We start from the raw sequence: 23,832 nt of genomic DNA, 5'->3' as shown, positions 1-23,832 counted from the left end.
CGACCGCTGGATCAGAAACTCCCACCGATGCTGAAGTCCCAGTTGCTCTGTTCTTCATTGGCCTCCGGTCCGATGACATAGCCCCATTCCAGCCGCAGCGGTCCCATGGGCGAGGCCCAGCGGAAACCGCCGCCAATGCTTTTTTTGATCCGGCCGAGATCCCATTCGTCTTCATAGACATTGCCGGCGTCAAAAAAGACCACCCCCTTGAGACCGGCGTCCTCGAACAGCGGGAAGATCCATTCGATGTTGGTATACCACATTCTGGTGCCGCCGATCCGCTCCCCGGTGGCCGGGTCCACGGGGCTGATCCTGTTGGAGCTGAAGCCCCTGATGGTGTTGATCCCGCCGAGGTAGAACTTCTCGAATACCGGCAGCTCGCCGTCGGGATTGCGCACCAACTGCCCGGCCGAGCCCTTGATGTGAAAGGTGGTTTCCTTGACAAAGGGGAAGAACCAGCTGCTGGTGACCTCGGTCTTGGTAAAGGCGCTGTCACCGCCCAGGGGGCCGCCGGCATATTTGACGTTGATCGAATTTATCGAACCCTTGCCCGGATCAAGGCGGCTGTCCCGGGTGTCCCGGGTGAGTCCGAGGAGAACATAGCTGGTAACGTGAATGTCGGCCGAATCGATGATTATCTGCGATGCCGCGGCCGAGACATCGGTGAGGTTGGCATTGTCGTACCCATAGCCCAGCCCCCCCTGCCACTTCTCCCAGATCGGGTGGGATAACCAGAGGGAGCCGCCGGTGGAGTCCTTGGTGTAGTCGGAAAAAATCTTTCTCCAGTTGTAGAGGTTGACCGCCACCAGTAATTTGGAATCGTTTACCCGGGGTTCGGTGAAACTGATGTTGTAGCGGTTGGTCGTGCTGCTGAGATTGACGTCAAAGGCCAGCCGCTGGCCCTTGCCCAGGAAATTATTCTGGCTGATCTCGGCCATGAGCATCACGTTGTCCACCGAGCTATAGCCGGCGCCGATACTGAAAGCCCCGGTGGGTTTCTCCTTGACCTCGACCTTGACATCCATTTTCGTCTTGTCGTCGGTCTGTTCCGGAGTGATTTGAATGTCCTCGAAAAAGTCGAGTCGATAAAGTTTCTGGTGGCTGGTACGCAGGGCCTTGGAGTTGAAGATGCCACCTTCCTTGATGTCCAGGTCCCGGCGAATCACCCGGTCCCGGGTCCGGGTATTGCCGGAGATGGTGATCCGTTGGAAGTGGACCAGTTCTCCCTTGGAAATATTGATGGTGACATCCACCCTTTTTTCCGTACCGCTTTCAGATACCGCCGGGTTGACCTCGGCATAGGCATACCCCTTTTCCGAATAGTAATCGGTCAGCCTGAGGATATCCTCGCGCAGAATCTTCCGGCTCAGATACTCTTCGTCCTTGAGTTTGAGCCGGGCGAGCAGGGCGGACTCTGCCTCGATCAGATCACCGGTTATGGTGATCCTGCCCACCCGATAGCGTTGCCCCTCAAAGATATTAAAGGTTATGTAGAGCCAGTTCCCTTTTTGAACCACCTCTGGTTGGCCCACCCTGGCCTCAATGTACCCGAGGTTGTAATAATAGGCGGTGAGCCGGGCCACGTCCTGGTCAAGGACCTCCTGCTTGAGCAGCCCGGAGTCGGTAAACCAGGAAAAAATACCCTTTGCCGAGGTCTGGATCACCTTCTTCAGCTTGCGCGCCTTGTATGATTTGTTGCCGACAAAGCGTACCTCCTTGATGTAGACCTTGCTCCCCTCGTCGATGAGAAAGCGGACATTTACCCGCCCTTTTTTGGGCGCGGTGATCTCGGCCTTGACCGTGGTGTTGTAGAACCCTTCTTCCTTGTACAGGGCGCGGATATTGGCGGCAGCCTCTTTGACTTTGTGGGGATTGACAATGGTATTGGGCATGATCGAGATGGACTCGCGCACTGTCTTCTCTTTCAACTCCTTGGCGCCGGTGATCACCACCTGGCCGATGAGCGGTTTTTCCTTGACCGCAAATATGAGTTCCTTGCCTTTTACCGTGTCGATCACCTTGATCCGGACATCGTCAAAATAACCCATTTTGAAGACGTTTTTGAGATCCTGCTGGAGCCGGGCCGGTTCATAAATGTCTCCGACCTTGCTTTTGATCTGATGGCGAATGGCACCGGAGTCGATCCGGACATTGCCCTGGGGAGTGATCCTGGCAATGAGAAATTGCCGGCCGACATGGGCCAGAACCTGGGCCGCCAACTTATCAACGGCCTGGGCCAGGGTCTCCCCTTCCTTGACCTCGACAAAAAAATAGGCTGGTGAGGCAGGGGCCAGCAGATCAAAAACCTTGAGATCAATGCTGCGGAGCCGGCCTAACTGAGTGAGGCTGCCGGCCACCACATAGTCGGCGCCGGTGCCGCCGATGGCCTGCAGGGCCTTGACCGGCGGCGGCCATGTCCCCTGGTAGTCGATTAATTTTTCCGCTTCCGCCCGGTTGACAAGCCGGAAGGTCCGGCGAAAGGCGTCAGAGCCTGCAAGGACCTCCTTCAGGATGGTGTCGGCCTGGACGGTAAGCTGTTCGCGGTCCGTGGAGGCGTTGATCTGCAACGGCAGAAAAATGGTGTTCTGCCGGGTTGCGGCCCGGGCCGAAGCAGGCGCCAGCAAGCTCCCGGCAAGACAGCAGAGGAAGAGCAGGTACAGGGAGCGGATAAAGGGCCGAGGGGCCCTTGCCAGGGACGGAAGGACCGAAAGGGATGAGACTACAGGGAACCGTTTCATTATGTTTGCCTTTCTCGTGTCGGTCTCAAGGGCAGGAGGACGGAGCGAGCAGGGGCCGCCATTCTGCACAACAGACGTAAACATTCAGTAAACCCCCTCCTGTCGGGAAAGGGGTTTTCTTCTACCAACGGCCGCTCCATTGAGAAGGGCCGGCTGTTCATAAACAGGCTATCAAGCAGGAACTCGCTTCGCCGCAACGGCGATTCGGAAGCCATAAGCATATTATGCTGAAGTTGTTTCAATTTCCGCTTTTGCCGTCACGGCTGCGGCTCAGGGTCCGCTACACCGTTCGGTATAAGAAAACCCCTTTCCCGGTCCAATGTTAAACGTACGGAGTTTACCGAAACCTTACCAACAGACCTTGAATGGGTACAGTGCAACATACTGAATTTATTGTGCTGACACCCGGCTTGCCGGGGCTGCATGCAGCCGTTGCCTGTTAAGCCGACACGTTCTGCGCCTTCAAGGATAATTCTGAACGATTGTTGTCACATAGCAGGCAAACCTATTGATGTCAAGGAGCTTTTTCAGCCGTGGCGGCCGATGGAGCGGTTTTCAGGGTTACCTGATCCGTGGCGGAAAATATCAACGGAGCCGCGAAACAGAGCCGGGCCCCGGCCGCCGACGGGATAGGTGCCGTTGCAAGGCGGCGAACCGGGAATAAAGAGAATGGCCCGGCAAAAAAAGGCGGTGATAACTACGTCGTTGTTGTCATTTTTTGTTGACAAAGAATGGACAGGGAGATATTGTCCCGAGAATACTGAATGAGTATTCAATTATTTTTCCCTGTTTTTCGCGGTACGGCAGGCCCGGTTGCCGCGGCAGGGGAAAAACGTGTAGAGGGTAGGTTCGTCCGTAACCTGACAAAGTTAGGTTGTAAACAATAGACCGTTAAGGAGGAGTTTAAGATGCCAAAGCATGACACGCCGTTGTTGGACCAACTGGAAAGTGGCCCGTGGCCGAGTTTTGTCAAGGACCTTAAGAGGCAGGCCGAGAAAAACCCCGCATGCTGGGATATTCTGGGCCAACTGGAGTTATCTTATATAGATAAGATCACCCACTGGAAACATGGCGGCATCGTTGGTGTCTTCGGTTACGGCGGTGGTATTGTCGGCCGTTACTCCGACCAGCCCACGAAATTTCCCGGGGTGGCCCACTTCCATACCGTTCGAGTCAATCAGCCGTCCAGTAAATTCTACAGCACTAAACTCTTAAGACAGATCTGCGAGATCTGGGACCGGCGCGGCAGCGGGATGACCAATATGCACGGTTCCACCGGTGACATGGTACTGCTCGGCACCTTTACCGAGGAACTGGAAGAGATTTTTTATGAGTTGACCCATGATGTCGGCGTGGACCTCGGCGGTTCCGGCGGCAACCTGCGAACCCCCTCCTGCTGTCTCGGCCAGGCCCGTTGCGAGTGGGCCTGTTATGATACCGCATCCGCCTGCCATGAGATCACCATGGCTTATCAGGATGAGTTGCATCGGCCGGCCTTCCCCTACAAGTTCAAGACCAAATTCTCCGGCTGCCCCAATGACTGTGTTGCGGCCGGGGTGCGTTCCGACATGGCTGCTATCGGCAACTGGCGCGATGATATCCGCATGGATCAGGCCGCGGTCAAGAGTTATATTGCCGGTGAGTTCCCGCCCAACGGCGGCGCCCATTCCGGCCGCGACTGGGGTCCTTTCGACATCCAGAAAGAGGTTATCGACCTATGCCCCACCGGCTGTATGTGGATGGAAGGCGATGAGCTGAAGATCGACAACGCTGAGTGTACCCACTGCATGCATTGCATCAACATAATGCCCAGGGCCCTGCGCCCCGGTGTTGAGCAAGGCGCCACCATCCTGTTCGGCGCCAAGGCCCCGATCCTCGACGGTGCCCAGATCGCCACCATGATCGTGCCGTTTATCAAGATGGATGCTGAAAACGATTTCGAGGAGTACAAGGAGATCCTCGAGAAGTCCTGGGACTGGTGGATGGAGGAAGGCAAGAACCGCGAGCGGATCGGTGAGACCATGCAGCGTGTCGGCCTGCCCACCTTTCTGAAGGTTATGGAAATCGAGCCGATTCCGCAGCACACCAAGGAGCCGCGCTCCAACCCATATGTCTTCTGGCAATCGGAAGAGGTCCCCGGCGGCTTTGAGCGCTCACTCGCCGAGTTCCGCGCCCGGAACCCGATGTAATCCGGCGACCTGGAATAAAACTGGAAAGGATGTTACGTATACCTAATCATCACAACAGATGAGAAAATAAGGAGGTTTTGTTATGGGCTTTGATCCTGAAAATCCAATGAAAGATAGAATCACTGATATTGGTCCGCCCCATTTTGCGCAGTTCTACCCGCAGGTGATCAAGGAAAACAAGGGCAAGTGGCTGTATCACGAGATTATCCAGCCCGGCGTACTGTTGCATGTCAGCGAGACCGGCGCCGAATGTTATACCGTTCGGGTAGCCAGTGCCCGGCTGATCAGTACCTCGCTGATCCTTGACATATGCGATATCGCCGACGCCCACTGTGACGGGGTTCTCCGTTTCACCACCCGGAACAACGTTGAGTTCATGGTCGACTCCGCTGACAAGGTCCAGCCCCTGGTTGATGCCTGTAACGCCCATGGCATGTTGCCGGTCGGCGGCACCGGCGCCGGTGTGTCCAACCCGGTTCATACCCAGGGCTGGGTCCACTGTCATACCCCGGCAACCGATGCCTCGGGCGTGGTCAAGGCGGTCATGGATGAGCTGTTCGATTACTTCACCAGCATGACCCTGCCGGCCAAGGTGCGCGTGGCCCTGGCCTGCTGCCTCAACATGTGCGGTGCGGTTCACTGCTCCGATATCGCCATCCTCGGTGTGCATCGCAAGCCGCCGCTGGTCGATCACGATACCATCACCGCGGTCTGTGAGCTGCCCCTGGCCATTGCCGCCTGTCCGCTGGGCGCGATCAAACCTGCCAAGGGTATCAACAGCGCCGGGGAAGAGGTTAAGAGCGTCACGGTAAAAAACGAGCGCTGCATGTTCTGCGGCAACTGTTACACCATGTGCCCTTCCATGCCGCTTGCTGATCCTGAGGGCGACGGGATTGCCATCCTGGTGGGCGGCAAGATCTCCAACTCCCGGTCAATGCCGAAATTCTCCAAAATGGTTATCCCCTTCCTGCCCAACACTCCGCCGCGCTGGCCGGAAACCGTTGCCGCGGTGAAGAATATCCTTGAGGTCTATGCCGCGGACGCCAATAAGTACGAGCGGCTCGGCGAATGGGCCGAACGGATCGGCTGGGAGAAGTTCTTTGAAAAATGCGACATTCCGTTCTCGGATAAGACCATCGACGATTACCGCCTGGCATATGACACCTGGAGAACCACTACCCAGTTCAAGTTCACGAACCATATTAAATAAAACTCTTTTTACCAAGGAGTGAGTGAATGGCTGACAAAGATGAAATCAAGGCAGTAATCATTGAGAAGTTGACCAAGGCCAAGAAACCGGCCTTGTATCTCAAGGACATGCATAAATGGTTCAAGGATGATCCCTCGGTGAAACCCCGGTTGATCAAAAATGTTGCCAACGAGATGGTCAGAGAGAGCAAGCTGATGTTCTGGTCCAGCGGCAGCAGCACCATGTATGCACTGCCTGACAGGGTAAAAGACGAGGACAAGCGGGGAGTTTAGATTCCTCGCGGAGATGCTGTCTGAGAAGCAAGGGCGGTGTATTCCGCCCTTGCTTCAATACTTTTCGAAAAAGTCGTTTCCTGTAATCCCGCATAACGGGCAGGTGACGACTTTTTTGTTTTTTGGAGTTGATGATTTATGGTGGACGGGGAAGCTGGGTTCTATATCCTCGAGTGGTTCGCGTCGACAGAATCCACCAATTCCCTGGCCCTGCAAAAGGCCCGCAACGCTGCCCCTGCCTGGACAGTTGTTGCGGCCGACACCCAGACCGGGGGCCGGGGCCGGCTCAAACGGACCTGGGTCTCGCCGCCTGGGGTGGGGCTCTATTTTTCAGTGGTTCTCCGGCCACGGCTTGAGCTACAGGAGCTGCCCCTGGTCACCTTGGCCGCCGCAGTGGCGGTATGCAGGGGGGTTGAGAGCGTGTGTGGCGTCTCTCCGGCCATCAAGTGGCCCAATGATCTCCTGTTCGATGGCCGCAAGCTGGGCGGAATCCTCATCGAAAGCGAATCTCTCACCGGGGCGGACCAGCCGGCAACCATTATCGGCATCGGCATCAATGTGACCACCCGGGCTGCGCAGTTGCCGTCCGAATTGAGAGAACAGGCGATCTCTCTTGCCATTGCCACCGGAAATCGCTATTCACGGCACGATCTGCTGGATGCCATTGTCAAGGCGCTACAAACGGTAATGGATGCGCTGGAAGGGGGCAAGAAGAAGGAGGTGTTTGATCAGTGGCAGGCCCGGGACGGGTTGATCGGCAACACCCTGACCTGGGTAACCATTTCCGGTCAGCGGATTACCGGCAAGGCCCTGGGCATCGACGACCACGGCCACTATCATATCCGCGACCAGGCCGGGATCAGCCATGAAGTACTATCCGGTGATCTTGCCATGGATACAGGGAATTTGAATAATCGAATCACGAACCGCGAGTGAGGATTTTTTTATTCGTCATTCGGTTGTTCGATTGTCCTTCTTCAGGAAAAACCCCTTAAGCCCGGCCCTGACCCGGCAACAGTGATCAGCCAGCCGGGACCGGATCAGGGCCGCCTCCCCGGGGTCTTCCTCCTGATAGAGGGCCAGCAGCGGCCCGCACCCTTGCTGTAGATCATCAAGCGAAAATATTTTTAAAATATCAAGCAGTTGCGCCGGGGACAGCCCCCCCTGGCCGGCCTCAAGGCCGGAAAAAAAGCCAGCTATGATCGCGGGAACGACATGGCCGGCCAGCCAGGCCGGCGCACCGACCCCGTCCAGCCGGTCCAGCCGCAGCCGCAGGGTAAGGTGCAGAAAAAAGGTGATCAGGCCGGGCAACAGACCGGCATCGGCCGGAAAACTCAAGATCGGCGCGTAGTCACGCACGGTGACCAACCGGACCCGGATCCCCTGCTTGCGTCTTGAGACCACGAAATCACCGGCCGCATGGTGCCAGGGATAGATCTGGCACCCGGATTCAAGGTCGTAATGACGGGTCAGGATGGCGGCGGCCCGGCTGATCAGCACGGCCTCCTCACCGGAATCGAGAAAACAATAACCCCGCTCATAATCCCAGAGCCGGATCCGGATTATGTGATCTTCCGCCCGGGCCAGGTGCCATTCGTGGAAATCATCCAGCCACTGGCCGAGCATGATGGTGAAAACGGCCCGCCCGTTGTTCATGGCTGGACCGGATTGATCGCCAAGGGAGTAAACCGTTGGCAGTGCATCCGGGCTCTTTGGATATAAATCTCTGAGTAAAGCGAATTCACGGGTAAGCCGGCTGCGGTTTGCCCTGGTAACGGCGGTGGTGAGTGCAAGCTTGACCCTCCCCCGGGCAAACCGGCATTCCGCGCTGGCGATATGGTAGAGGGCCCCGTGTTTCTCGGTGCGGATGATCAGCTCCCGGATATCCTGCGGCGCGGCGGGCCCGGGCCGGGACCGCAGGCCGGCCGCCAGCATCCTGCCGTCATTATCAAGGAGAAAACCGGCTATCGCGTCAAGGTAGTCGCCCAGGCTCAGAAAGGGATGAGGGGTGTCCGGGGCCACGAGAAAGGGCTGGTCCCGGGCCGAATCGGTGACCGGGATATCCTGGCCCGGTGCGGAAAAAAAATATTTTATTTGCATGGCCTTTGTTCCCGCCCCGGCAGCATGCTGTAGGTCGTCTAATAGCGATAGTGTTCCGGTTTGAACGGCCCTTGCCGGGGAACCCCTATATACTCGGCCTGTTCATGGGTCATGGTGGTGATCTTGGCGCCGATCTTTTGCAGGTGGAGCCACGCCACCTTCTCGTCCAGGACCTTGGGCAGCACGTAGACCTTGTTCTCGTAGCTGTCGCGATTGGAGAATAATTCGATCTGGGCCAGCACCTGGTTGGTAAAGGAGGCGGACATCACGAAGCTCGGATGGCCGGTGGCGCAGCCCAGGTTAACCAGACGCCCCTCGGCCAGGACGATGATCCGTTTGTTGTCCGGGAAGATGACATGGTCTACCTGGGGTTTGATATTCTCCCACTGGTACTTGCGCAGGGAGGCAATATCGATCTCGGAATCGAAATGGCCGATGTTGCAGACAATGGCCTGGTCCTTCATGGCCGCCATATGGTCGTGATTGATCACGTTGAGGTTGCCGGTGGCAGTGACGAATATGTCGGCCTGCGGGGCAGCCTCTTCCATGGTCACCACCCGGTAGCCCTCCATGGCCGCCTGCAGGGCGCAGATGGGATCAATTTCAGTGATCCAGACCGTGGCCCCCATGCCGCGGAATGCCTGGGCACAGCCCTTGCCCACATCGCCATAGCCCAGAACCAAGGCGATCTTGCCGGCAATCATCACATCGGTGGCCCGCTTGATGCCGTCGAGCAGCGACTCGCGGCAGCCGTAGAGATTGTCGAACTTGGATTTGGTAACCGAGTCGTTGACGTTCATCGCCGGAAAGAGCAGGGTGCCTTCGTTCTCCATGTGATAGAGGCGGTGGACACCAGTGGTGGTCTCCTCGGTCACCCCGCGGATATTGGCCGCCATCCTGGTCCAGGTACGGTTGTCCGAGGCAAAGGTTCGTTTCAGCAGGCCCAGGACCGCAGTCCACTCCTGGTTGTCGTCGGCAACGGGCTCGGGAACCGCGCCGGCCTTTTCAAATTCGACCCCCTTGTGGAGCAGCAGGGTGGCGTCACCGCCATCGTCCAGGATCATATTGGGACCCTGGCCGTCGGGCCAGTTGATGGCCTGCTCGGTGCACCACCAGTACTCCTCAATGGTTTCGCCCTTCCAGGCATAGACCGGGATGTTGTCCGCGGCGATGGCCGCGGCGGCGTGGTCCTGGGTGGAGAAGATGTTGCAGGAGGCCCAGCGGACCCGGGCGCCGAGATCGATCAGGGTTTCGATCAACACCGCCGTCTGGATGGTCATATGCAGTGAGCCGGTAATCCGGGCACCGGCCAAGGGGTTTTTGCCGGCGTACTCCCGGCGGAGCGCCATCAGGCCGGGCATCTCGGTTTCGGCAATGGAGATCTCTTTACGGCCCCAGTCGGCCAGGGTGATATCTGCGACCTTATAATCGGTAAATTCAACTGTATCGGACATGGAATTCTAACTCCTTGCTATTTTAAGCCGGCTGCATCGCGGAGAATTTCCGCCTTGTCGGTTTTTTCCCAGGTGAACTCATCCCGCTCCCTGCCGAAATGGCCGTAGGCCGCGGTCTTTTTGTAAATCGGCCGCAGCAGATCCAGCTGCTGGATAATCGCCTTGGGCCTGAGATCGAAATGTTCGGTAATAAGCTGTCTGATCCTCTGGTCGCTGACCTTGCCGGTGCCGAAGGAAACAACATTGATGGAGACCGGCTGGGCGATGCCGATGGCATAGGCGATCTGCACCTCAAGCTCTTTTGCCAGTCCGGCGGCGACAATATTCTTGGCCACATAGCGCCCCATGTAGGAGGAGGAACGGTCGACCTTGGAGGGATCCTTGCCGGAAAAGGCGCCGCCGCCGTGGGAGCCCATGCCGCCGTAAGTATCAACGATGATCTTGCGGCCGGTCACCCCGCAGTCGGCCGCCGGTCCGCCGATAACGAAACGGCCGGTAGGGTTGATGAAGTACTTGGTGTTTTCGTCCACCATGCGTTCGGGAATAACCGGCTTGACGATCTCCTCTATCACCGCTTCCTTGAGGTCACCGTAATCGATCACCGGGTCGTGCTGGGTGGAGATAACGATCGCCTCGACCCGCTTGGGCCCGTGATCATTATATTCAATGGTGACCTGGCTCTTGGCGTCCGGCCGCAACCAGGGGAGATGGCCGGTCTTGCGCACCTCGGCCTGGCGTTTCATCAGCCGGTGGGCATAGGTGATCGGCATCGGCATCAGCACCTTGGTCTCGGAAGTGGCGTAGCCGAACATCAATCCCTGATCGCCGGCCCCCTGGTCAAGGTCAAGCCCGGTCCCCTCGTTGACCCCCTGAGCGATATCCGGGGACTGTTTGTCAATGCTGGTGAGCACGGCACAGGACTGGGAGTCGAATCCCATCTCCGAGGAATTGTAGCCGATCTCCTTGATCGTGTCGCGGACAATCTGGGGCATGTCCACCCAGGCGCTGGTGGTGATCTCGCCGGCGACCAAGGCCATGCCGGTGGTGACCATGGTCTCGCAGGCCACCCGGCAGCCGGTATCCTGGGTCATGATCGCATCAAGAATGGCGTCTGATATCTGGTCGGCCACCTTGTCGGGATGGCCTTCGGAAACAGACTCTGAAGTAAACAGGTAATTGGGCATGGTTTTTCTCCTGAAACTCTGGCTAGTCAATATATTATGGGTGGGCACTTGACGTGGTGACCACCCATCTGGATTAAGGACTGAATCGGAACGAAAAACACATAAATATGGCTGGTAACATGGTTTCTGTCAAGACAAAATGCGTGAAAATTCCCGGGAAAGAACGCGCCGGGCGGAAAGTTTTTCTTGCATGTCAGCCAGCCCTTGGCATATAATTTTAGACCCTCTGGCCTAAACATCTATGTAAAAGTGTATAGGTGACGAACCGGTCGAAGAGGCTATCACCCCGGTTCGGACCGTAGAGGGTCTTATCCGGCATCGCCGGGCTAGACCCTCTGGCCTAAACATCTATGTAAAAGTGTATAGGTGACGAACCGGTCGAAGAGGCTATCACCCCGGTTCGGACCGTAGAGGGTCTTATCCGGCCCTGGTGGGCCAGGTTCCTGTTTCTTTCTTGACTTTTCGTGAAGTAACAGCATGTTGGAGTTACGGCCGTTGCTGGCCGGCTCGCTTTGTTAATATGTAAGCGTTCACCAGCACCTCATCTTCGCCCATTCTGGCCTGCTCGAATAGCACCAGTATGCTTCGCAGTCCCGAATGAACGAATCTAAGCCACTGGTAAACGCTTACGGGCATGAGTTTACCGTAAATCCGTACCCCCGGTGAACGGTTACGTTAATATCAACGTCGGCAGGGTCTTTCTTCAAGAGATCAGCGCCGGTAGAGCCAGAACTGAATAAGGAGATTCGTTTCGATGAAACTTGGAGTGAACGGACTGGGCCGGATCGGCAAGTTATCGCTTTGGCATCATGTTTCCCGGAAGCATTTTTCCGGACTGGTTTGCAATATCGGCCGCGCGGTGGGCAGAAGTCTTGAAGACCTGGCCGCCGCCATTGAGCGGGACAGCAGTTATGGCCGGTTGAGCAACTATCTTCATGGACATAACAGCCCCCGGGTCATTGAGAACTTGAACGAGGACCAGGGCACCATGACCATTAACGGGGTCCCGGTTACGATCCTGCGGGAGGCGCGCAACCCCATGGATATCAGGTGGCGGGACAACGACGTGCGCCTGGTGGTGGATACCACCGGCGTGTTTAACGATCCCACTGCCGAGGCGGATGCGGCCCGGGGCGCTTTGCGCGGTCATCTCGCCGCCGGGGCGGAAAAGGTGATGCTGTCGGCACCGTTCAAGATCAAGGCCCAGGGAATGGAGATGCCGAAGGATGCGGTGACCACGGTGATGGGGATCAATGACGACGATTATGATCCGAGCCGGCACCATTTGATTTCCGCTGCCTCCTGTACCACCACCTGCCTGTCCTACATGATCAAGCCGCTGATGGACCACTTCGGGGCGGACAATTTCTTGAGCGCCTCGGTGATGACCGTGCATGCGGCCACCGGCAGCCAGCAGGTCCTGGACCGGCTGCCGGGCGCCGGCAGCCACGATCTGCGCAAGAACCGGTCGATCTTCAACAATATCATTCTTACCACCACCGGTGCGGCCCGGGCCCTGGGCCTGGTGATCCCGGAGATGAAGAATATCGGCTTTATCGCCGAGTCGGTGCGGATCCCCACCTCCACCGGTTCGTTGATCATCCTGGTGCTGAACCTGCAGGATGATCTCGCCAGTCCGATCAAGCGAAGGTTGATCAACTCGGTGTACAGGGAGTATGCGAATCAGAACCAGTACCTGGGCTACAGCGAGGAACAGAACGTCTCTTCGGACATCATCGGCACGCCCAAGGCCGCCACGGTGATCGAGGCAACCGAGACCCATACCCGCACCGCCAATATCCGGGTCAACCTGGACAAGGCCAAGGTGGTCGGCTGCGAAGGAGGCCAGGTGATCGACGTGCCGGTAACCCAGGCGGTGATCTACGGCTGGTACGATAACGAACTGGGCAGCTACGCCAATATGCTCGGCGATCTGGTCGTCTCGGTGGCGGACAGGATGGTGTAACCCGGCGCCATATCTTTTGGATATCGCCATTAGGCCCATCCGGGACAAACGCGGCCAGCCGACACTTTTATTACATCAAACAGAACAGGGGCAGCAATGAAAAACATCAGGGACCTGGATATCCGGGAAAAGAGGGTGCTTATTCGGGTGGATTTCAATGTGCCCATGGATGAGCAGGGAAACATCACCGACGATATCCGGATTCGCGGGGTGCTGCCGACCATCAATTACGCCTTGGACGAGCAGGCAAAGATCATTATCTGTTCTCACCTCGGCCGACCCAAGGGGCAGCGGTCGGAGAGATACAGCCTGGCGCCGGTGGCCAAGCGGCTCTCCAGGTTGATCGACAAGGAGGTGCGGATGGCCCCTGACTGTATCGGCCCCGAGGTCCGGGAGATGGTGGCCCGGATGCGGCCCGGCGATGTACTTCTCCTGGAGAACCTCCGTTTTCATAAGGAGGAGCAGGACAATGATCCGGAGTTTGCCCGCCAGCTTGCCGGGCTGGCCGATATATTCATAAACGACGCCTTTGCCGTTGCCCACCGGACCCATGCCTCCACCGTGGGGGTGGTCGAGCAGATGGACAAGTGCGGGGCCGGTTTCCTGCTCCAGAAGGAGATGGATTATTTTCACCGGTCGGTGAGCGACCCCCGCCGGCCGCTGGTGGCGATCATCGGCGGGGCCAAGGTCTCCAGCAAACTGGGGGCGTTGCGCAACCTGCTTGACCGGGTCGACAAGATGATCATCGGCGGGGCCATGGCCAATACCTTTATCAAAAGCATGGGCTATGAGGTGGGCCGGTCCAGAATTGAAGAAGACCTCCTTGACACGGCCCGGGAACTGCTCGACAAGGCCCGGGAACATGGAGTGAAGCTCTATCTGCCGGTGGACTGTATTGTGGCCGAGCAATTCGATGCCAAGGCCGAAATCAAGACCACCACCATCCAGGAGGTGCCTGAGAACTGGATGGTTCTCGACATCGGCCCGGCCTCCACCCTGCTCTTTGGCGAGGCCCTGGACAATGCGCGGACCATTATCTGGAACGGACCCATGGGGGCCTTTGAGATTGATGCCTTTTCCCGGGGCACCATGGCCATGGTCCGCAAGGTGGCCGCCTCCCACGCCCTGACCATCGTCGGGGGCGGGGATACCGATGTGGCCGTACACCGGGCCGGAGAGTCCAACAATATCTCCTATATTTCAACCGGCGGCGGCGCCTTTCTGATGCTGATGGAGGGCAAGGAGCTGCCCGGGGTGGCCGCCCTGAAGGCCAAACAATAAAATATGGGCCGTCCGGATGAAATCCGAACCGATCCTTGGCAGATGTGAGGAGGCCAGAACAGGCAAAGATGAGGTGCTGGTGAACTTGTACGAAACAACAACCGTTGAAGTGGGGTAAAAATGATGCGAAGACCGCTGATCGCCGGCAACTGGAAGATGCATAAAACAATTGCCGGGGCCAGGGAACTGGCCGCGGCCGTGGCCGAGGCAAGCCGGAAGGTCGGCGACCGGGATGTGATGGTGGCGCCGCCCTGCACGGCCCTGGTCGCCGTGGCCGAGGTCCTGGCCGGCTCCGGGGTGATGCTGGCCGCGCAGAACATTCACTGGCAGGAGTCAGGCGCCTTTACCGGTGAGATCTCACCGGCAATGCTCAGGGACGTGGGCGGCTCCGCCGCCATCATCGGTCATTCCGAGCGGCGTCACCTCTTTGGCGAAAACAACGCGATGATCAACAAACGGATTCTCGGGGCCCTGGCCGCAGGGATTACCCCGGTATTATGCATTGGCGAGACCCTTGCCCAGCGGGAGGCCGGCAGCACCACGGCGGTCCTGGAAGGCCAGTTGCGGGCCGGGCTGGCCGGGGTGGACCCGTCCGGGGCCACGGAACTGGTGATCGCCTATGAACCGGTCTGGGCCATTGGTACCGGCAAGACCGCAACCAAAGAGCAGGCGCAAACGGTCCATGTTTTTATCCGGCAGGTGGTGGGCGAACTCTACGAGAAAACTATTGCCGGTCAAATGAGAATATTGTATGGTGGCTCGGTTAAACCGGATAATATCGATAGCCTGATGAGTCAGGAGGATATAGACGGGGTCCTGGTGGGCGGTGCGGCCCTTGACGCTGATTCCTTTATCCGGATCATCTCCTTTTCTACGGTATAAATAATAAATGGAAACCATCCTGATTATCATTCATGTTGCTGTCTGTGTTTTTCTGGTGGCAATTGTCCTCCTCCAGCAAGGCAAGGGCGCCGATGTGGGCGCCACCTTCGGCGGTGGCGGCGGCGAGTCCCTTTTCGGTTCCGAGGGACCGGTGCCGTTGATGAACAAGATCACCACCGCTGCCGCGGTTATCTTCATGATGACCTCCATTTCCCTGGCCTATCTTTCGGCCAACCGGAGCACCGGATCGGTGATGAGCGGTTTTGCCCCCACCGCCGTGCCCATGTCCACCCAGGCCCCGGCACAGCCTGCCCTGCCGCCGGCGGAGATACCGAGCGACTCCGGAGGGAAAACAGCTGAGTAGTTTCAAGTTGTGTGCCGAAGTGGTGGAACTGGTAGACACGCTATCTTGAGGGGGTAGTGGGCCACGCCCGTGCCGGTTCGAGTCCGGCCTTCGGCACCATTTTCATAAAAGGGGCTGTAATCCTGAAAAGGGTTACGGTCCTTTTTTTGTCTGGACCGTCAGCAATCAAAAACCCGATAGGAGGGGGTTTACTGAATGTTTACGCAGGGATTGATATGAGCAAGCAAGAAATTGGCAAGAAAATAATGAATTTCCTGACTGACGAGCAGACCGCCCGCCTGCTTTCGGCCTGTATATCAACTCTGTCCGAATCTCAGCGGCAAGATGTCTTGGGCGGCCTGCAAGCCGATATTGCAACGACCGTGCGCAACATACTTAAAAAGTAAGCGTTCACCAGCACCTCATCTTCGCCCATTTTGGCCTGCTCGAATAGCACCAGTATGCTTCGCAGTCCCAAATGAACGAATCTAAGCCACTGGTGAACGCTTACGGGCATGAGATTACCATAAATCCGTACCCCCGGTGAACGGTTACCTTAAAAAAGGCGACAAGAAAAAGAAGAAAAAAGAGGGACGGCCGTCAACCGCCAAGTATCTGGAAATCTGGCATCAGCTCTGGAATCAATGGCATAACCTGGTCATTGAAGTTGGTGACGAGGAAGGCCGCTATGCTTATCAGGATGTCCATTGGGAACCGCCTTGTTTCGATTGCGGCTCCCTGGCCGATGACCTTGATGAGGTTGCGGAAAAAATGCTGCCGTTGCTTGATACAATCCACAACACCGGCGAGGAAGACCTGGAGATTTTCGCGGGGGCGATAGATGAAATAGAAGACAATATCAAGAGTTACCCGGAATGGATGTGTGATTTTGACCATGAAGAGATCTATGTGGGGCCTGTATTCACCCGCTGCCTGCTGACCTGGGAAAAGCTGCACGCCGATTCAGCCGCTTCTTTTGCCGACAGGTTGGCCGACCTTGAGGCGGGATGGCGCTGCCTGCTGGATACAAAGGCCTTTATCGATTTCCTGGATGACTTTTCTTCGGAGCAAAAGCAGGAGATCTATGAATTCATAACTGAAAATCGCGGCCGTTCTTTCTGGCAAGAACGATTGGCCTCGCCATGGTCCGGCTGGCATCACGTGTATCATGCCCTGGCAAAGTGTTTCAACCAGGATACTTATCTCAAGGATTGCGGGAAGCTTCTTGCCCGGGACTGGCATTATGGTCTGCCGGTTATCGAAGACCGGCTCATGAAAGGAGACCGGGCCGGGGCTGAGGAAATCATCAAACAAGTTTTCAAGAGTTATCTCGGCAGGAGAGGGCAGAAAAGTTGGGACCCGGAAAAAGTTCTTCTCATCAACAGGCTTTGTTACGGATACGGTAATGCAGATACGGAACTCTGCTCAGTATTCGATCATTGGCTGGATATTGCCGGGAAAGAAGAAAAGCATGTTCTGAAGGCCGCCCTGGCGTTTCAACTGGCCGTTTACCATGATCCGCATGCCTGGGACCGGATCGCCGCTCTGGTCCGTGATTTTTCCGCCTCTCCCGCTGAGCAGGTGATCCGGGGACTGTGCCGACAGTGGATGGAGTACACGGTAACCGTTACCCTGGGCCTCGGTTTCGGCCGCCTGAGCAATACCACCCCTGACTGGCTCTTCTTTTTGCTGAAAACCGGTATAAACCAAGAAAACCGCGAATATTTCCACGACCGGGTCGGGAACTGGTTGCACAGCCTTGGCAGCAGCCTGAAGCCTAGGGAAATATTAGCGGATAATTACCAGGTGAAAAGCTATTGCCTGCTGACAGACGATATTTTGCAAATAGCCGGTGCTGCCGGCCGTTATGCAAATCTGCGCCAGGCAGTCAACAGCCTGGTTTATGGCGGTGGCAAAAACAAGAAAATCCGCCATGCCTGGCTTAGAAAATTCAAGGCGGAAGAATTACTGGACGATATTCTTAGCGCCTGGCAACATGACATTGATAAATTCATCCCTGCTCCGGAATCGGCTGAAAAATCCAATTATGATGTCCACGCCCTGTGGCTGGCCGCGGTTCATGATATTGACAGGGATTTTTTCAACCGCATTCTGTCCAACTGGAAGACGGAGCACAAAAGGCGGCGCAACCTCTGGAAGGCTGTCCGGCAAAAGGGACTGCCGACCTGATACCGGGTATCGAGATTTGTGGGATGACGAAAAAGGGCCGGGGAATGACTGAATCCAACCGCATCGAATACCTGTAACTACGCCATGGTGCCGGCAAATTCTGACTGAGGAATCTCCCCCAGCCCCCTTCCCGGCTCGACATACGGCCCTGGAGCGGCGGACCTATCTGTCCAGCCTTGCCGGCTCCTGGTTTATACCCGTTGGCTGCACCGAGTTCAGGATCATCACCCTGACCATGCTGGAGATGCTGGAGCAGGGCTTCCGCCTGACCTCGTAATCTCTCCGGAATTGGAACGGTGCCGCAAAAACAGCAAAAGAATCAGGAAAAAACATGTGTGAATTCTGTACAAAACACGGCGACGGGGCGATCTGGTACAAGAACGCCAGGAATTACGCCCGCGACCTGATTGCCGATCTCAGGCGCCGCCAATATATCTCAAGCTTTCTCCAGTCGACCATCGGCGAGGGAATTGTCAGCCTCGGCCGGCTGGAGACCATTTATCGCAAGAAAAAAAAACTGCCGGCCCGCCTGGTCCGGGCCATGGAGGAAAAGGCCCGGGAGGAGCATTTCGGCCAGGTGGTGCCCCTGGAGGATGTCAAGGCCATCGTCGGCCAGGCCGCCACCGTGGTGCGGATGCCCTGCGCCTGCCGCTGGGCCGTTGACCGGACGGAAAAACGTTGCTGCTATTCGGTGAGCTATTCGCCGGAGACCTGGCACCGGGATCTGGACATGAGCTATTTCGGCAAGGCGTTGGACAAGGGCTTCGAAACGGTGAGTCCGGCCAAGGCCATGGCCCAGATGGAGGCCCTGGAGGAAGAGGGGGCGATACACACCATCTGGACCATGATCACCCCCTTTATCGGGGCGATCTGCAACTGCACCAGCCATGCATGCCTGGGCCTGCGCACCATCGCGATGCAGGTTGAGACCCTGGCCCCGGGCGAATACAAGGCCCGGGTGGACCCAACTCTTTGCGACGGCTGCGGCCTCTGTGCCGAGAGCTGCCGGTTCGTTGCCATTGCCGGCCGTACAGAAGGCGTCAACACGGTCGCCGTGGTCGATCCGGATAAATGCTACGGCTGCGGCCTCTGCCGCAACCACTGCCCGCACGGGGCAATTGCCTTGCGGTAATGGCGAGAGGGGCAAGGGTAGTCACCTAATTTTATTTGTTGGGTTTTTCCTCAATATTCAAGAGTACCGACGCCCGACCAATTTTCCGTCGTCGGCCAGAGAAAAAAGTTCTGTCCCGGTTTTCCGTTCGTTTGTCAACGTAGTCAATAACGGAGTTTCTATGATGATGACCCTTAGAAAATTCGCTGCAAAACCACGGACCATACCCGCGGCTAGCGCATGGTACATCGGTGATCTGTCGGAAGCCCGGGGCCGGCAGGAGCTTTTTTTCCGTCAGGCCCCACAGAAACTGAAAGCGTTGCGCGAACACGCCTTGATCGAAAGCGCGGTTTCCTCCAACCGGATTGAGGGCGTTCAGGTTGAACAGGCCCGGGTTCAATCGATTGTTCTCGGTCAGGCTCCGCTCCAGGACCGGGACGAAGAGGAAGTCCGGGGATACCGCAACGCCCTGAATCTCATTCACGAACAGGGTGACTCCCTGCCTCTTTCCGAGGAGACCATATGCGAACTGCACCGGTTGACCCGCGGCGATATCTGGGATGCCGGCAAATATAAGGAAAAGGAAAGCGATATCATTGAGAGGTTTGCCGACGGCAGATCAAGAGTCCGCTTCAAGACGGTCGCGGCGGCGGACACGCCGGCCGCCATGCGCGAGTTGCTCGATCTTTGGGACCGGTGCTTGGAGGAACGCTGGGTGCATCCGCTGGTGGCCATGGCTGCCTTTAATCTCGATTTTCTCTGCATTCATCCTTTCCGGGACGGCAACGGCCGGGTTTCCAGGCTGCTCCTGCTGTTGCAGTGCTATCATCTCGGCTTCGAGGCGGGTCGTTTTATCAGCATCGAACGGATCATCGAGCAGAATAAGGAGAGGTACTATGAAACCCTGGCGCAAAGTTCCATCCACTGGCGCGAAGGCCGCCATGATCCCTGGCCCTACGTGAATTATCTGTTGTCGATTCTTAAGGTGGTCTATAAGGAGTTTGAGGAAAGAGTGGGCCGGACCAAAAGTCCGCGTGGCGCCAAGACCGAGATTGTGGAGTATGCCCTGCGCAGCATGACAAGGCCGTTTGGAATCGCCGAGATTGAACAGCTCTGTCCTAATGTAAGTCGCGAAATGATCCGCAGGGTGATGAACAGTTGGCGCAAGCAAGGCAAGCTGGAGATTTTGGGACGTGGCCGGGACGCCCGCTGGCGTCGAATTGCCGGGGAATTAAGGTAATGACCACATTAATATGGCAATAAACGTGGTACTAACATGATAATCATATCACGAAATACTTGAAGGAACCGTAAAGAATATGCACGGCGCCAAAATACGTTCCGTGCCGGGGTCCGAAGCATCAAATGTCAACAAGTCAAGCCAGACCCCAGAGCGCTACCAGAGCGCTATCTTGGAAGGTAGTTGGATAATTTACTCCAGCAGAGATATCGGCTGAGCGAAACAGGTACTGGTTTTGGGTTGGGGATTGCGTATGTGGGTGATTGACATAAGACACTGGTTGAACGAACAGCAGGACGGCCCGGCTCTCCCGCAGCTGAGGTTGAAGGTGAAAAAGCTGGCGGAGATCATAACCTGGATAACGTCACGCGACCGCGGTCTGTCGGTGGGAGAGGCGCCGAAATGCTGGCGGCGGCCGAAAAGAAAACCGTGCAAGGGCAGATTGAAAATCCAGCTTGAGATGGACGACCGGATTCACTGGTTCTGCCCTGAATGCGGGGACGAGGGCCTTATCGACGGCTGGCAGGGATTGGTATGGGATATGAGTGAGGGGACAATTCATTAGACCCTTTGTCCTAAAGATCTACGAAAAAGCGTGTATCTTGCGACAAGGGCAACCAACCCTCTGATGATCTCTGGGCCGTAAAGGGTCTTATCCAACTCCGCCGGGTTAGAATATCTCGTTAAACATGGTAAAACAATATGCCCTTGGCAGACTTTAACTGCAAACAATGCGGCCATTGTTGCCTGAATCTCTCGGGAGCGATTGATGTATGCGCCACCGAAGAGGATATTCGGCGCTGGGAAGAGAATGATCGCGCTGATATTCTGGCATGGGTTGACGTCATATCTATCGGTGAAGGCCATCAAGTATATGACATCTGGGTCAGTCCAACGACCGGTGATGATGTTGCCAGGTGTCCCTGGCTGCGTAAGTTGCCTGGAAAAAATAAATATATCTGCCGCATCCAGGACATGAAACCCGAACATTGCAGGAATTATCCCCTGTCAAGGGAACACGCGGAAAACACCGGTTGCCCGGGATTTGATGGAACGGTGAGGAAGAAAAGAAAACAAGGGAATGGAATGCCGAAAGCAGGTGCTGATCCATACAAAACAAAACTCGAATAGAGGCTTTTTTTCGTAAAGGCGGCGTGACGGTCAAGAAAGATAAGGCAATTGGCAGCGGACCTTCGCCGCGAATTTCCCGGCGTGAGCGGTTATTCCCGCAGGAATGTCTTCTACATGCGGGAATTATACCTCGCGTATTGCGACCTGCCAAAAGTGCAACCACTGGTTGCGCAAATCGGCTGGACCCACAACCTAACCATCCTTCAGCGCTGCAAAGACCCGCAGGAACGAGAGTTCTATATCCGGATGACGCGGAAATCCGGTTTTCATTTAGTAAGGTTGAAATTAATGACACAGCAAGAAGAGCAGAAATTTCTAAACGATCTTGAAAAGAAGTTGTGGACCGCGGCGGACAAACTGCGCTCCACCCTGGATGCGGCCCAATACAAGCATGCGGTGTTGGGCCTGTTGTTTATCAAGTATGTGTCAGATGCCTTTGAGATGCGCCGGCAGGAGTTGTTCGAGCAGTTCGAGGACCCGGGCCATGAATATTTTCTCGATCCGGACGACTACGACTCGCCGGAGGAATACCAGGACGAGATCAACGATGAACTGGAAATTCGCGACTACTACACCGAGAAGAATGTCTTCTGGGTGCCTGAACTGGCCCGCTGGCAGACCCTGCAGGATAATTCGAAGTTGGCGCCGGGAACTGAGATCGAGATTACCAACGGCAAAAAACGCACATACATTTTTCGCAGTGTGGGTCGGTTGATCGACGACGCCTTGGATGCCATTGAAAAGGACAATCCCAAACTCAAAGGGATCCTCAACAAACAGTATGGCCGTTTGCAGATCGACCAGGCCAAGCTCGGCGAGTTGATCGATCAGATCGCCACTATCCCCTTTGAACATAAATCACTGCATGCCAAGGACATCCTCGGCCATGTGTATGAATATTTTCTTGGCCAGTTCGCCCTGGCTGAAGGCAAGAAAGGCGGCCAGTTCTATACGCCCAAGTCGATCGTCACCTTGATTGTCGAGATGCTCCAGCCTTTCAAGGGCAGGGTATACGATCCGGCCATGGGCTCGGGCGGCTTTTTTGTGCAGAGCGAAAAATTCATCAAGGGCCATGGCGGCAGGCTGGGCGATGTCTCCATCTACGGCCAGGAATACAACCACACCACCTGGCAGCTCGCTGCCATGAACATGGTGATTCGCGGTATCGAGTTCAACTTCGGCAAGGAACCGGCCAACACTTTTACCAATGACCAGCACCCGGATCTCAGGGCCAACTTCATCATGGCCAATCCTCCCTTTAATATGAAGGAATGGGATACCGGGGTCAGCGACGACGACCCGCGCTGGCAATATGGCAAACCGCCGACCAACAATGCCAACTTTGCCTGGCTGCAGCACATGCTCTACCACCTGGCACCCAACGGTTCCATGGCCCTGCTGCTGGCCAATGGTTCCATGAGTTCCAATACCAACAATGAAGGACAGATACGAAAGGCCCTGATTGAAAATGACCTGGTGGAGTGCATGGTGGCCCTGCCCGGTCAGCTTTTCACCAATACCCAGATTCCAGCCTGCATCTGGTTTCTAACCAGAAACAAAAAAAAGAGAAATGGTCTCCGCGACCGGACCAGTGAAGTCCTTTTCATGGATGTCCGCAGCATGGGATATATGAAAGACCGGGTTTTGCGTGACTTTACCGCTGATGAGATCAAGGAATTCGCCATTACTTATCATAACTGGCAAAGAGGCGAAGGATATGCTGATCTGGCCGGGCTATGGAAGTCTGTAAATATAGACGAAATAAAACAACACGATTATGTGCTCACTCCTGGTCGATATGTGGGAGCACCGGAGGAAGAGGACGACGGCGAACCTTTTGCCGAAAAGATGGCCCGATTGACAGCCCAGCTCAAGGAACAGTTTGCCGATAGTGACAAGCTGGAAGAACAGATCAAGCAGAACTTGGCGGGGTTAGGGTATGGCATCTGATTGGATGGAGTACTGTTTAAGTGCTTTAGGCGAGATAAAGACCGGCAAGACCCCGCCAGGAAAAATAAAAGACGCTTATGGTGGGGATACCCCATTTATTACGCCAAGAGATATGGATGGCAGGAAATGGAGTGATACTACGGAGAGATATTTGTCGGAAAGCGGATTAGGTGCTGTTAAAAATAGTCTTGTTCCCCCTCGCGGTGTTGCGGTTTCGTGTATAGGATCAGATATGGGTAAGGTCGTCATGGTTGCAAAGCCGAGTGTTACCAATCAGCAAATAAATACCATAATTGTTGATGAAGAAAAATTTAATGCAGAATTTGTTTATTACAATCTTTCAACACGACAGGATGAGTTAAAAGGTATAGCCAGTGGATCAGCGACGCCAATATTAAATAAAGGACATTTTTCCAATGTAAAGGTCTTGCTTCCCAATAGAAAAGAACAAGACACGATAGTCGATATATTGTGTTCCATTGATGACAAAATCGAACTCAACCGCCAGATCAACCAGACTTTGGAGCAAATCGCCCAGGCCATTTTTAAAGCCTGGTTGGTGGATTTCGAGCCGATCAAGGCCACAATCGA

22 protein-coding genes, 1 tRNA gene and 1 pseudogene are annotated in these 23,832 nt (G+C 55.9%); 18 read left to right on the top strand and 6 right to left on the bottom strand.

From position 1 onward, the window contains the following. Positions 1 to 11: 11 nt before the first annotated feature. Together bamA and L3J03_03555 are read right to left on the bottom strand one after the other, a co-directional pair. Positions 12 to 2,738, bottom strand: coding sequence for an outer membrane protein assembly factor BamA (gene bamA / locus L3J03_03560; GenBank protein ID MCF6290062.1), 2,727 nt, complete (start codon positions 2,736 to 2,738; stop codon positions 12 to 14). Beyond that, a complete protein-coding gene (locus tag L3J03_03555; GenBank protein ID MCF6290061.1) occupies positions 2,738 to 2,953 on the bottom strand; it encodes a hypothetical protein in 216 nt (71 codons plus the stop codon). The genes bamA and L3J03_03555 overlap by 1 nt, the downstream gene beginning before the upstream one ends. Positions 2,954 to 3,646: 693 nt before the next feature. On the opposite strand from L3J03_03555, the gene dsrA reads away from it, so the two are divergent. The 4 genes from dsrA to L3J03_03535 all read left to right on the top strand — a co-directional run bounded on the left by dsrA (position 3,647) and on the right by L3J03_03535 (position 7,345). Beyond that, entirely contained in the window at positions 3,647 to 4,927 is a 1,281-nt protein-coding gene (gene dsrA / locus L3J03_03550) for a dissimilatory-type sulfite reductase subunit alpha (GenBank protein ID MCF6290060.1), read from the top strand. A gap of 82 nt (positions 4,928 to 5,009) precedes the next feature. Then, the gene (gene dsrB, locus L3J03_03545; protein MCF6290059.1) at positions 5,010 to 6,137 is read left to right on the top strand and encodes a dissimilatory-type sulfite reductase subunit beta; all 1,128 of its coding nucleotides are present in this window, start codon (positions 5,010 to 5,012) and stop codon (positions 6,135 to 6,137) included. A gap of 26 nt (positions 6,138 to 6,163) precedes the next feature. After that, a complete protein-coding gene (locus L3J03_03540; protein MCF6290058.1) occupies positions 6,164 to 6,409 on the top strand; it encodes a dissimilatory sulfite reductase D family protein in 246 nt (81 codons plus the stop codon). Between the two features lie 138 nt (positions 6,410 to 6,547). Then, positions 6,548 to 7,345: a biotin--[acetyl-CoA-carboxylase] ligase gene (locus L3J03_03535; protein ID MCF6290057.1), complete on the top strand. Its 798-nt coding sequence runs from the start codon at positions 6,548 to 6,550 to the stop codon at positions 7,343 to 7,345. A 15-nt stretch (positions 7,346 to 7,360) separates the two neighbouring features. On the opposite strand, the gene L3J03_03530 is transcribed toward L3J03_03535, so the two are convergent. The 4 genes from L3J03_03530 to L3J03_03515 form a co-directional block, all read right to left on the bottom strand. Further along, a complete protein-coding gene (locus tag L3J03_03530) occupies positions 7,361 to 8,509 on the bottom strand; it encodes a hypothetical protein (protein MCF6290056.1) in 1,149 nt (382 codons plus the stop codon). Between the two features lie 38 nt (positions 8,510 to 8,547). Next, entirely contained in the window at positions 8,548 to 9,963 is a 1,416-nt protein-coding gene (gene ahcY / locus L3J03_03525) for an adenosylhomocysteinase (protein MCF6290055.1), read from the bottom strand. A gap of 17 nt (positions 9,964 to 9,980) precedes the next feature. Further along, the gene (gene metK, locus L3J03_03520; protein ID MCF6290054.1) at positions 9,981 to 11,147 is read right to left on the bottom strand and encodes a methionine adenosyltransferase; all 1,167 of its coding nucleotides are present in this window, start codon (positions 11,145 to 11,147) and stop codon (positions 9,981 to 9,983) included. A gap of 486 nt (positions 11,148 to 11,633) precedes the next feature. Then, the gene (locus L3J03_03515; protein ID MCF6290053.1) at positions 11,634 to 11,783 is read right to left on the bottom strand and encodes a hypothetical protein; all 150 of its coding nucleotides are present in this window, start codon (positions 11,781 to 11,783) and stop codon (positions 11,634 to 11,636) included. 118 nt (positions 11,784 to 11,901) lie between these two features. Here L3J03_03515 and L3J03_03510 point away from each other — a divergent pair, with 118 nt between their 5' ends. The 14 genes and pseudogenes from L3J03_03510 to L3J03_03445 form a co-directional block, all read left to right on the top strand. Then, complete coding sequence (locus tag L3J03_03510) at positions 11,902 to 13,113, top strand: glyceraldehyde-3-phosphate dehydrogenase (GenBank protein ID MCF6290052.1); 1,212 nt, start codon at positions 11,902 to 11,904, stop codon at positions 13,111 to 13,113. A gap of 96 nt (positions 13,114 to 13,209) precedes the next feature. Continuing rightward, entirely contained in the window at positions 13,210 to 14,394 is a 1,185-nt protein-coding gene (locus tag L3J03_03505) for a phosphoglycerate kinase (GenBank protein MCF6290051.1), read from the top strand. A gap of 120 nt (positions 14,395 to 14,514) precedes the next feature. Further along, positions 14,515 to 15,276, top strand: a complete 762-nt coding sequence (gene tpiA / locus L3J03_03500) for a triose-phosphate isomerase (protein ID MCF6290050.1) — start codon at positions 14,515 to 14,517, stop codon at positions 15,274 to 15,276. 7 nt (positions 15,277 to 15,283) lie between these two features. Then, the gene (gene secG / locus L3J03_03495; protein ID MCF6290049.1) at positions 15,284 to 15,640 is read left to right on the top strand and encodes a preprotein translocase subunit SecG; all 357 of its coding nucleotides are present in this window, start codon (positions 15,284 to 15,286) and stop codon (positions 15,638 to 15,640) included. Between the two features lie 13 nt (positions 15,641 to 15,653). Next, a tRNA-Leu gene (locus L3J03_03490) sits at positions 15,654 to 15,739 on the top strand. A gap of 116 nt (positions 15,740 to 15,855) precedes the next feature. Beyond that, entirely contained in the window at positions 15,856 to 16,026 is a 171-nt protein-coding gene (locus tag L3J03_03485) for a hypothetical protein (protein MCF6290048.1), read from the top strand. A 136-nt stretch (positions 16,027 to 16,162) separates the two neighbouring features. Continuing rightward, complete coding sequence (locus tag L3J03_03480; GenBank protein MCF6290047.1) at positions 16,163 to 17,809, top strand: hypothetical protein; 1,647 nt, start codon at positions 16,163 to 16,165, stop codon at positions 17,807 to 17,809. Between the two features lie 331 nt (positions 17,810 to 18,140). Continuing rightward, positions 18,141 to 18,941, top strand: a complete 801-nt coding sequence (locus L3J03_03475; protein MCF6290046.1) for a 4Fe-4S binding protein — start codon at positions 18,141 to 18,143, stop codon at positions 18,939 to 18,941. A 160-nt stretch (positions 18,942 to 19,101) separates the two neighbouring features. Then, entirely contained in the window at positions 19,102 to 20,160 is a 1,059-nt protein-coding gene (locus tag L3J03_03470) for a Fic family protein (protein MCF6290045.1), read from the top strand. Between the two features lie 253 nt (positions 20,161 to 20,413). Further along, the gene (locus tag L3J03_03465; GenBank protein MCF6290044.1) at positions 20,414 to 20,725 is read left to right on the top strand and encodes a hypothetical protein; all 312 of its coding nucleotides are present in this window, start codon (positions 20,414 to 20,416) and stop codon (positions 20,723 to 20,725) included. Between the two features lie 137 nt (positions 20,726 to 20,862). Then, entirely contained in the window at positions 20,863 to 21,291 is a 429-nt protein-coding gene (locus L3J03_03460; GenBank protein MCF6290043.1) for a YkgJ family cysteine cluster protein, read from the top strand. A gap of 81 nt (positions 21,292 to 21,372) precedes the next feature. After that, positions 21,373 to 21,525 (top strand): annotated as a pseudogene (locus L3J03_03455) (DUF1016 N-terminal domain-containing protein). A gap of 54 nt (positions 21,526 to 21,579) precedes the next feature. Beyond that, positions 21,580 to 23,241, top strand: a complete 1,662-nt coding sequence (locus tag L3J03_03450) for a type I restriction-modification system subunit M (GenBank protein MCF6290042.1) — start codon at positions 21,580 to 21,582, stop codon at positions 23,239 to 23,241. Next, positions 23,231 to 23,832 (top strand): restriction endonuclease subunit S (locus tag L3J03_03445; protein ID MCF6290041.1); only part of this gene is annotated, 602 nt, incomplete at its 3' end. The genes L3J03_03450 and L3J03_03445, both read left to right, overlap by 11 nt.

It is taken from the genome of Desulfobacterales bacterium (assembly GCA_021647905.1).
GTDB lineage: Bacteria > Desulfobacterota > Desulfobulbia > Desulfobulbales > BM004 > JAKITW01.
This window is presented reverse-complemented; position numbering and strand designations above follow the sequence as displayed.

What these genes read in the sequence shown, in the direction of transcription:
- L3J03_03515 (MCF6290053.1), bottom strand. Translation starts at nt 11,783, where the DNA reads ATGCCCGTAAGCGTTTACCAGTGGCTTAGATTCGTTCATTCGGGACTG.
- L3J03_03530 (MCF6290056.1), bottom strand. Translation starts at nt 8,509, where the DNA reads ATGCAAATAAAATATTTTTTTTCCGCACCGGGCCAGGATATCCCGGTC.
- secG (MCF6290049.1), top strand. Translation starts at nt 15,284, where the DNA reads ATGGAAACCATCCTGATTATCATTCATGTTGCTGTCTGTGTTTTTCTG.
- L3J03_03450 (MCF6290042.1), top strand. Translation starts at nt 21,580, where the DNA reads ATGACACAGCAAGAAGAGCAGAAATTTCTAAACGATCTTGAAAAGAAG.
- dsrA (MCF6290060.1), top strand. Translation starts at nt 3,647, where the DNA reads ATGCCAAAGCATGACACGCCGTTGTTGGACCAACTGGAAAGTGGCCCG.
- L3J03_03535 (MCF6290057.1), top strand. Translation starts at nt 6,548, where the DNA reads ATGGTGGACGGGGAAGCTGGGTTCTATATCCTCGAGTGGTTCGCGTCG.
- metK (MCF6290054.1), bottom strand. Translation starts at nt 11,147, where the DNA reads ATGCCCAATTACCTGTTTACTTCAGAGTCTGTTTCCGAAGGCCATCCC.
- tpiA (MCF6290050.1), top strand. Translation starts at nt 14,515, where the DNA reads ATGATGCGAAGACCGCTGATCGCCGGCAACTGGAAGATGCATAAAACA.
- L3J03_03540 (MCF6290058.1), top strand. Translation starts at nt 6,164, where the DNA reads ATGGCTGACAAAGATGAAATCAAGGCAGTAATCATTGAGAAGTTGACC.
- L3J03_03465 (MCF6290044.1), top strand. Translation starts at nt 20,414, where the DNA reads ATGTGGGTGATTGACATAAGACACTGGTTGAACGAACAGCAGGACGGC.
- L3J03_03505 (MCF6290051.1), top strand. Translation starts at nt 13,210, where the DNA reads ATGAAAAACATCAGGGACCTGGATATCCGGGAAAAGAGGGTGCTTATT.
- L3J03_03475 (MCF6290046.1), top strand. Translation starts at nt 18,141, where the DNA reads ATGTGTGAATTCTGTACAAAACACGGCGACGGGGCGATCTGGTACAAG.
- bamA (MCF6290062.1), bottom strand. Translation starts at nt 2,738, where the DNA reads ATGAAACGGTTCCCTGTAGTCTCATCCCTTTCGGTCCTTCCGTCCCTG.
- L3J03_03485 (MCF6290048.1), top strand. Translation starts at nt 15,856, where the DNA reads ATGAGCAAGCAAGAAATTGGCAAGAAAATAATGAATTTCCTGACTGAC.
- L3J03_03460 (MCF6290043.1), top strand. Translation starts at nt 20,863, where the DNA reads ATGCCCTTGGCAGACTTTAACTGCAAACAATGCGGCCATTGTTGCCTG.
- L3J03_03555 (MCF6290061.1), bottom strand. Translation starts at nt 2,953, where the DNA reads ATGGCTTCCGAATCGCCGTTGCGGCGAAGCGAGTTCCTGCTTGATAGC.
- ahcY (MCF6290055.1), bottom strand. Translation starts at nt 9,963, where the DNA reads ATGTCCGATACAGTTGAATTTACCGATTATAAGGTCGCAGATATCACC.
- L3J03_03470 (MCF6290045.1), top strand. Translation starts at nt 19,102, where the DNA reads ATGATGATGACCCTTAGAAAATTCGCTGCAAAACCACGGACCATACCC.
- dsrB (MCF6290059.1), top strand. Translation starts at nt 5,010, where the DNA reads ATGGGCTTTGATCCTGAAAATCCAATGAAAGATAGAATCACTGATATT.
- L3J03_03510 (MCF6290052.1), top strand. Translation starts at nt 11,902, where the DNA reads ATGAAACTTGGAGTGAACGGACTGGGCCGGATCGGCAAGTTATCGCTT.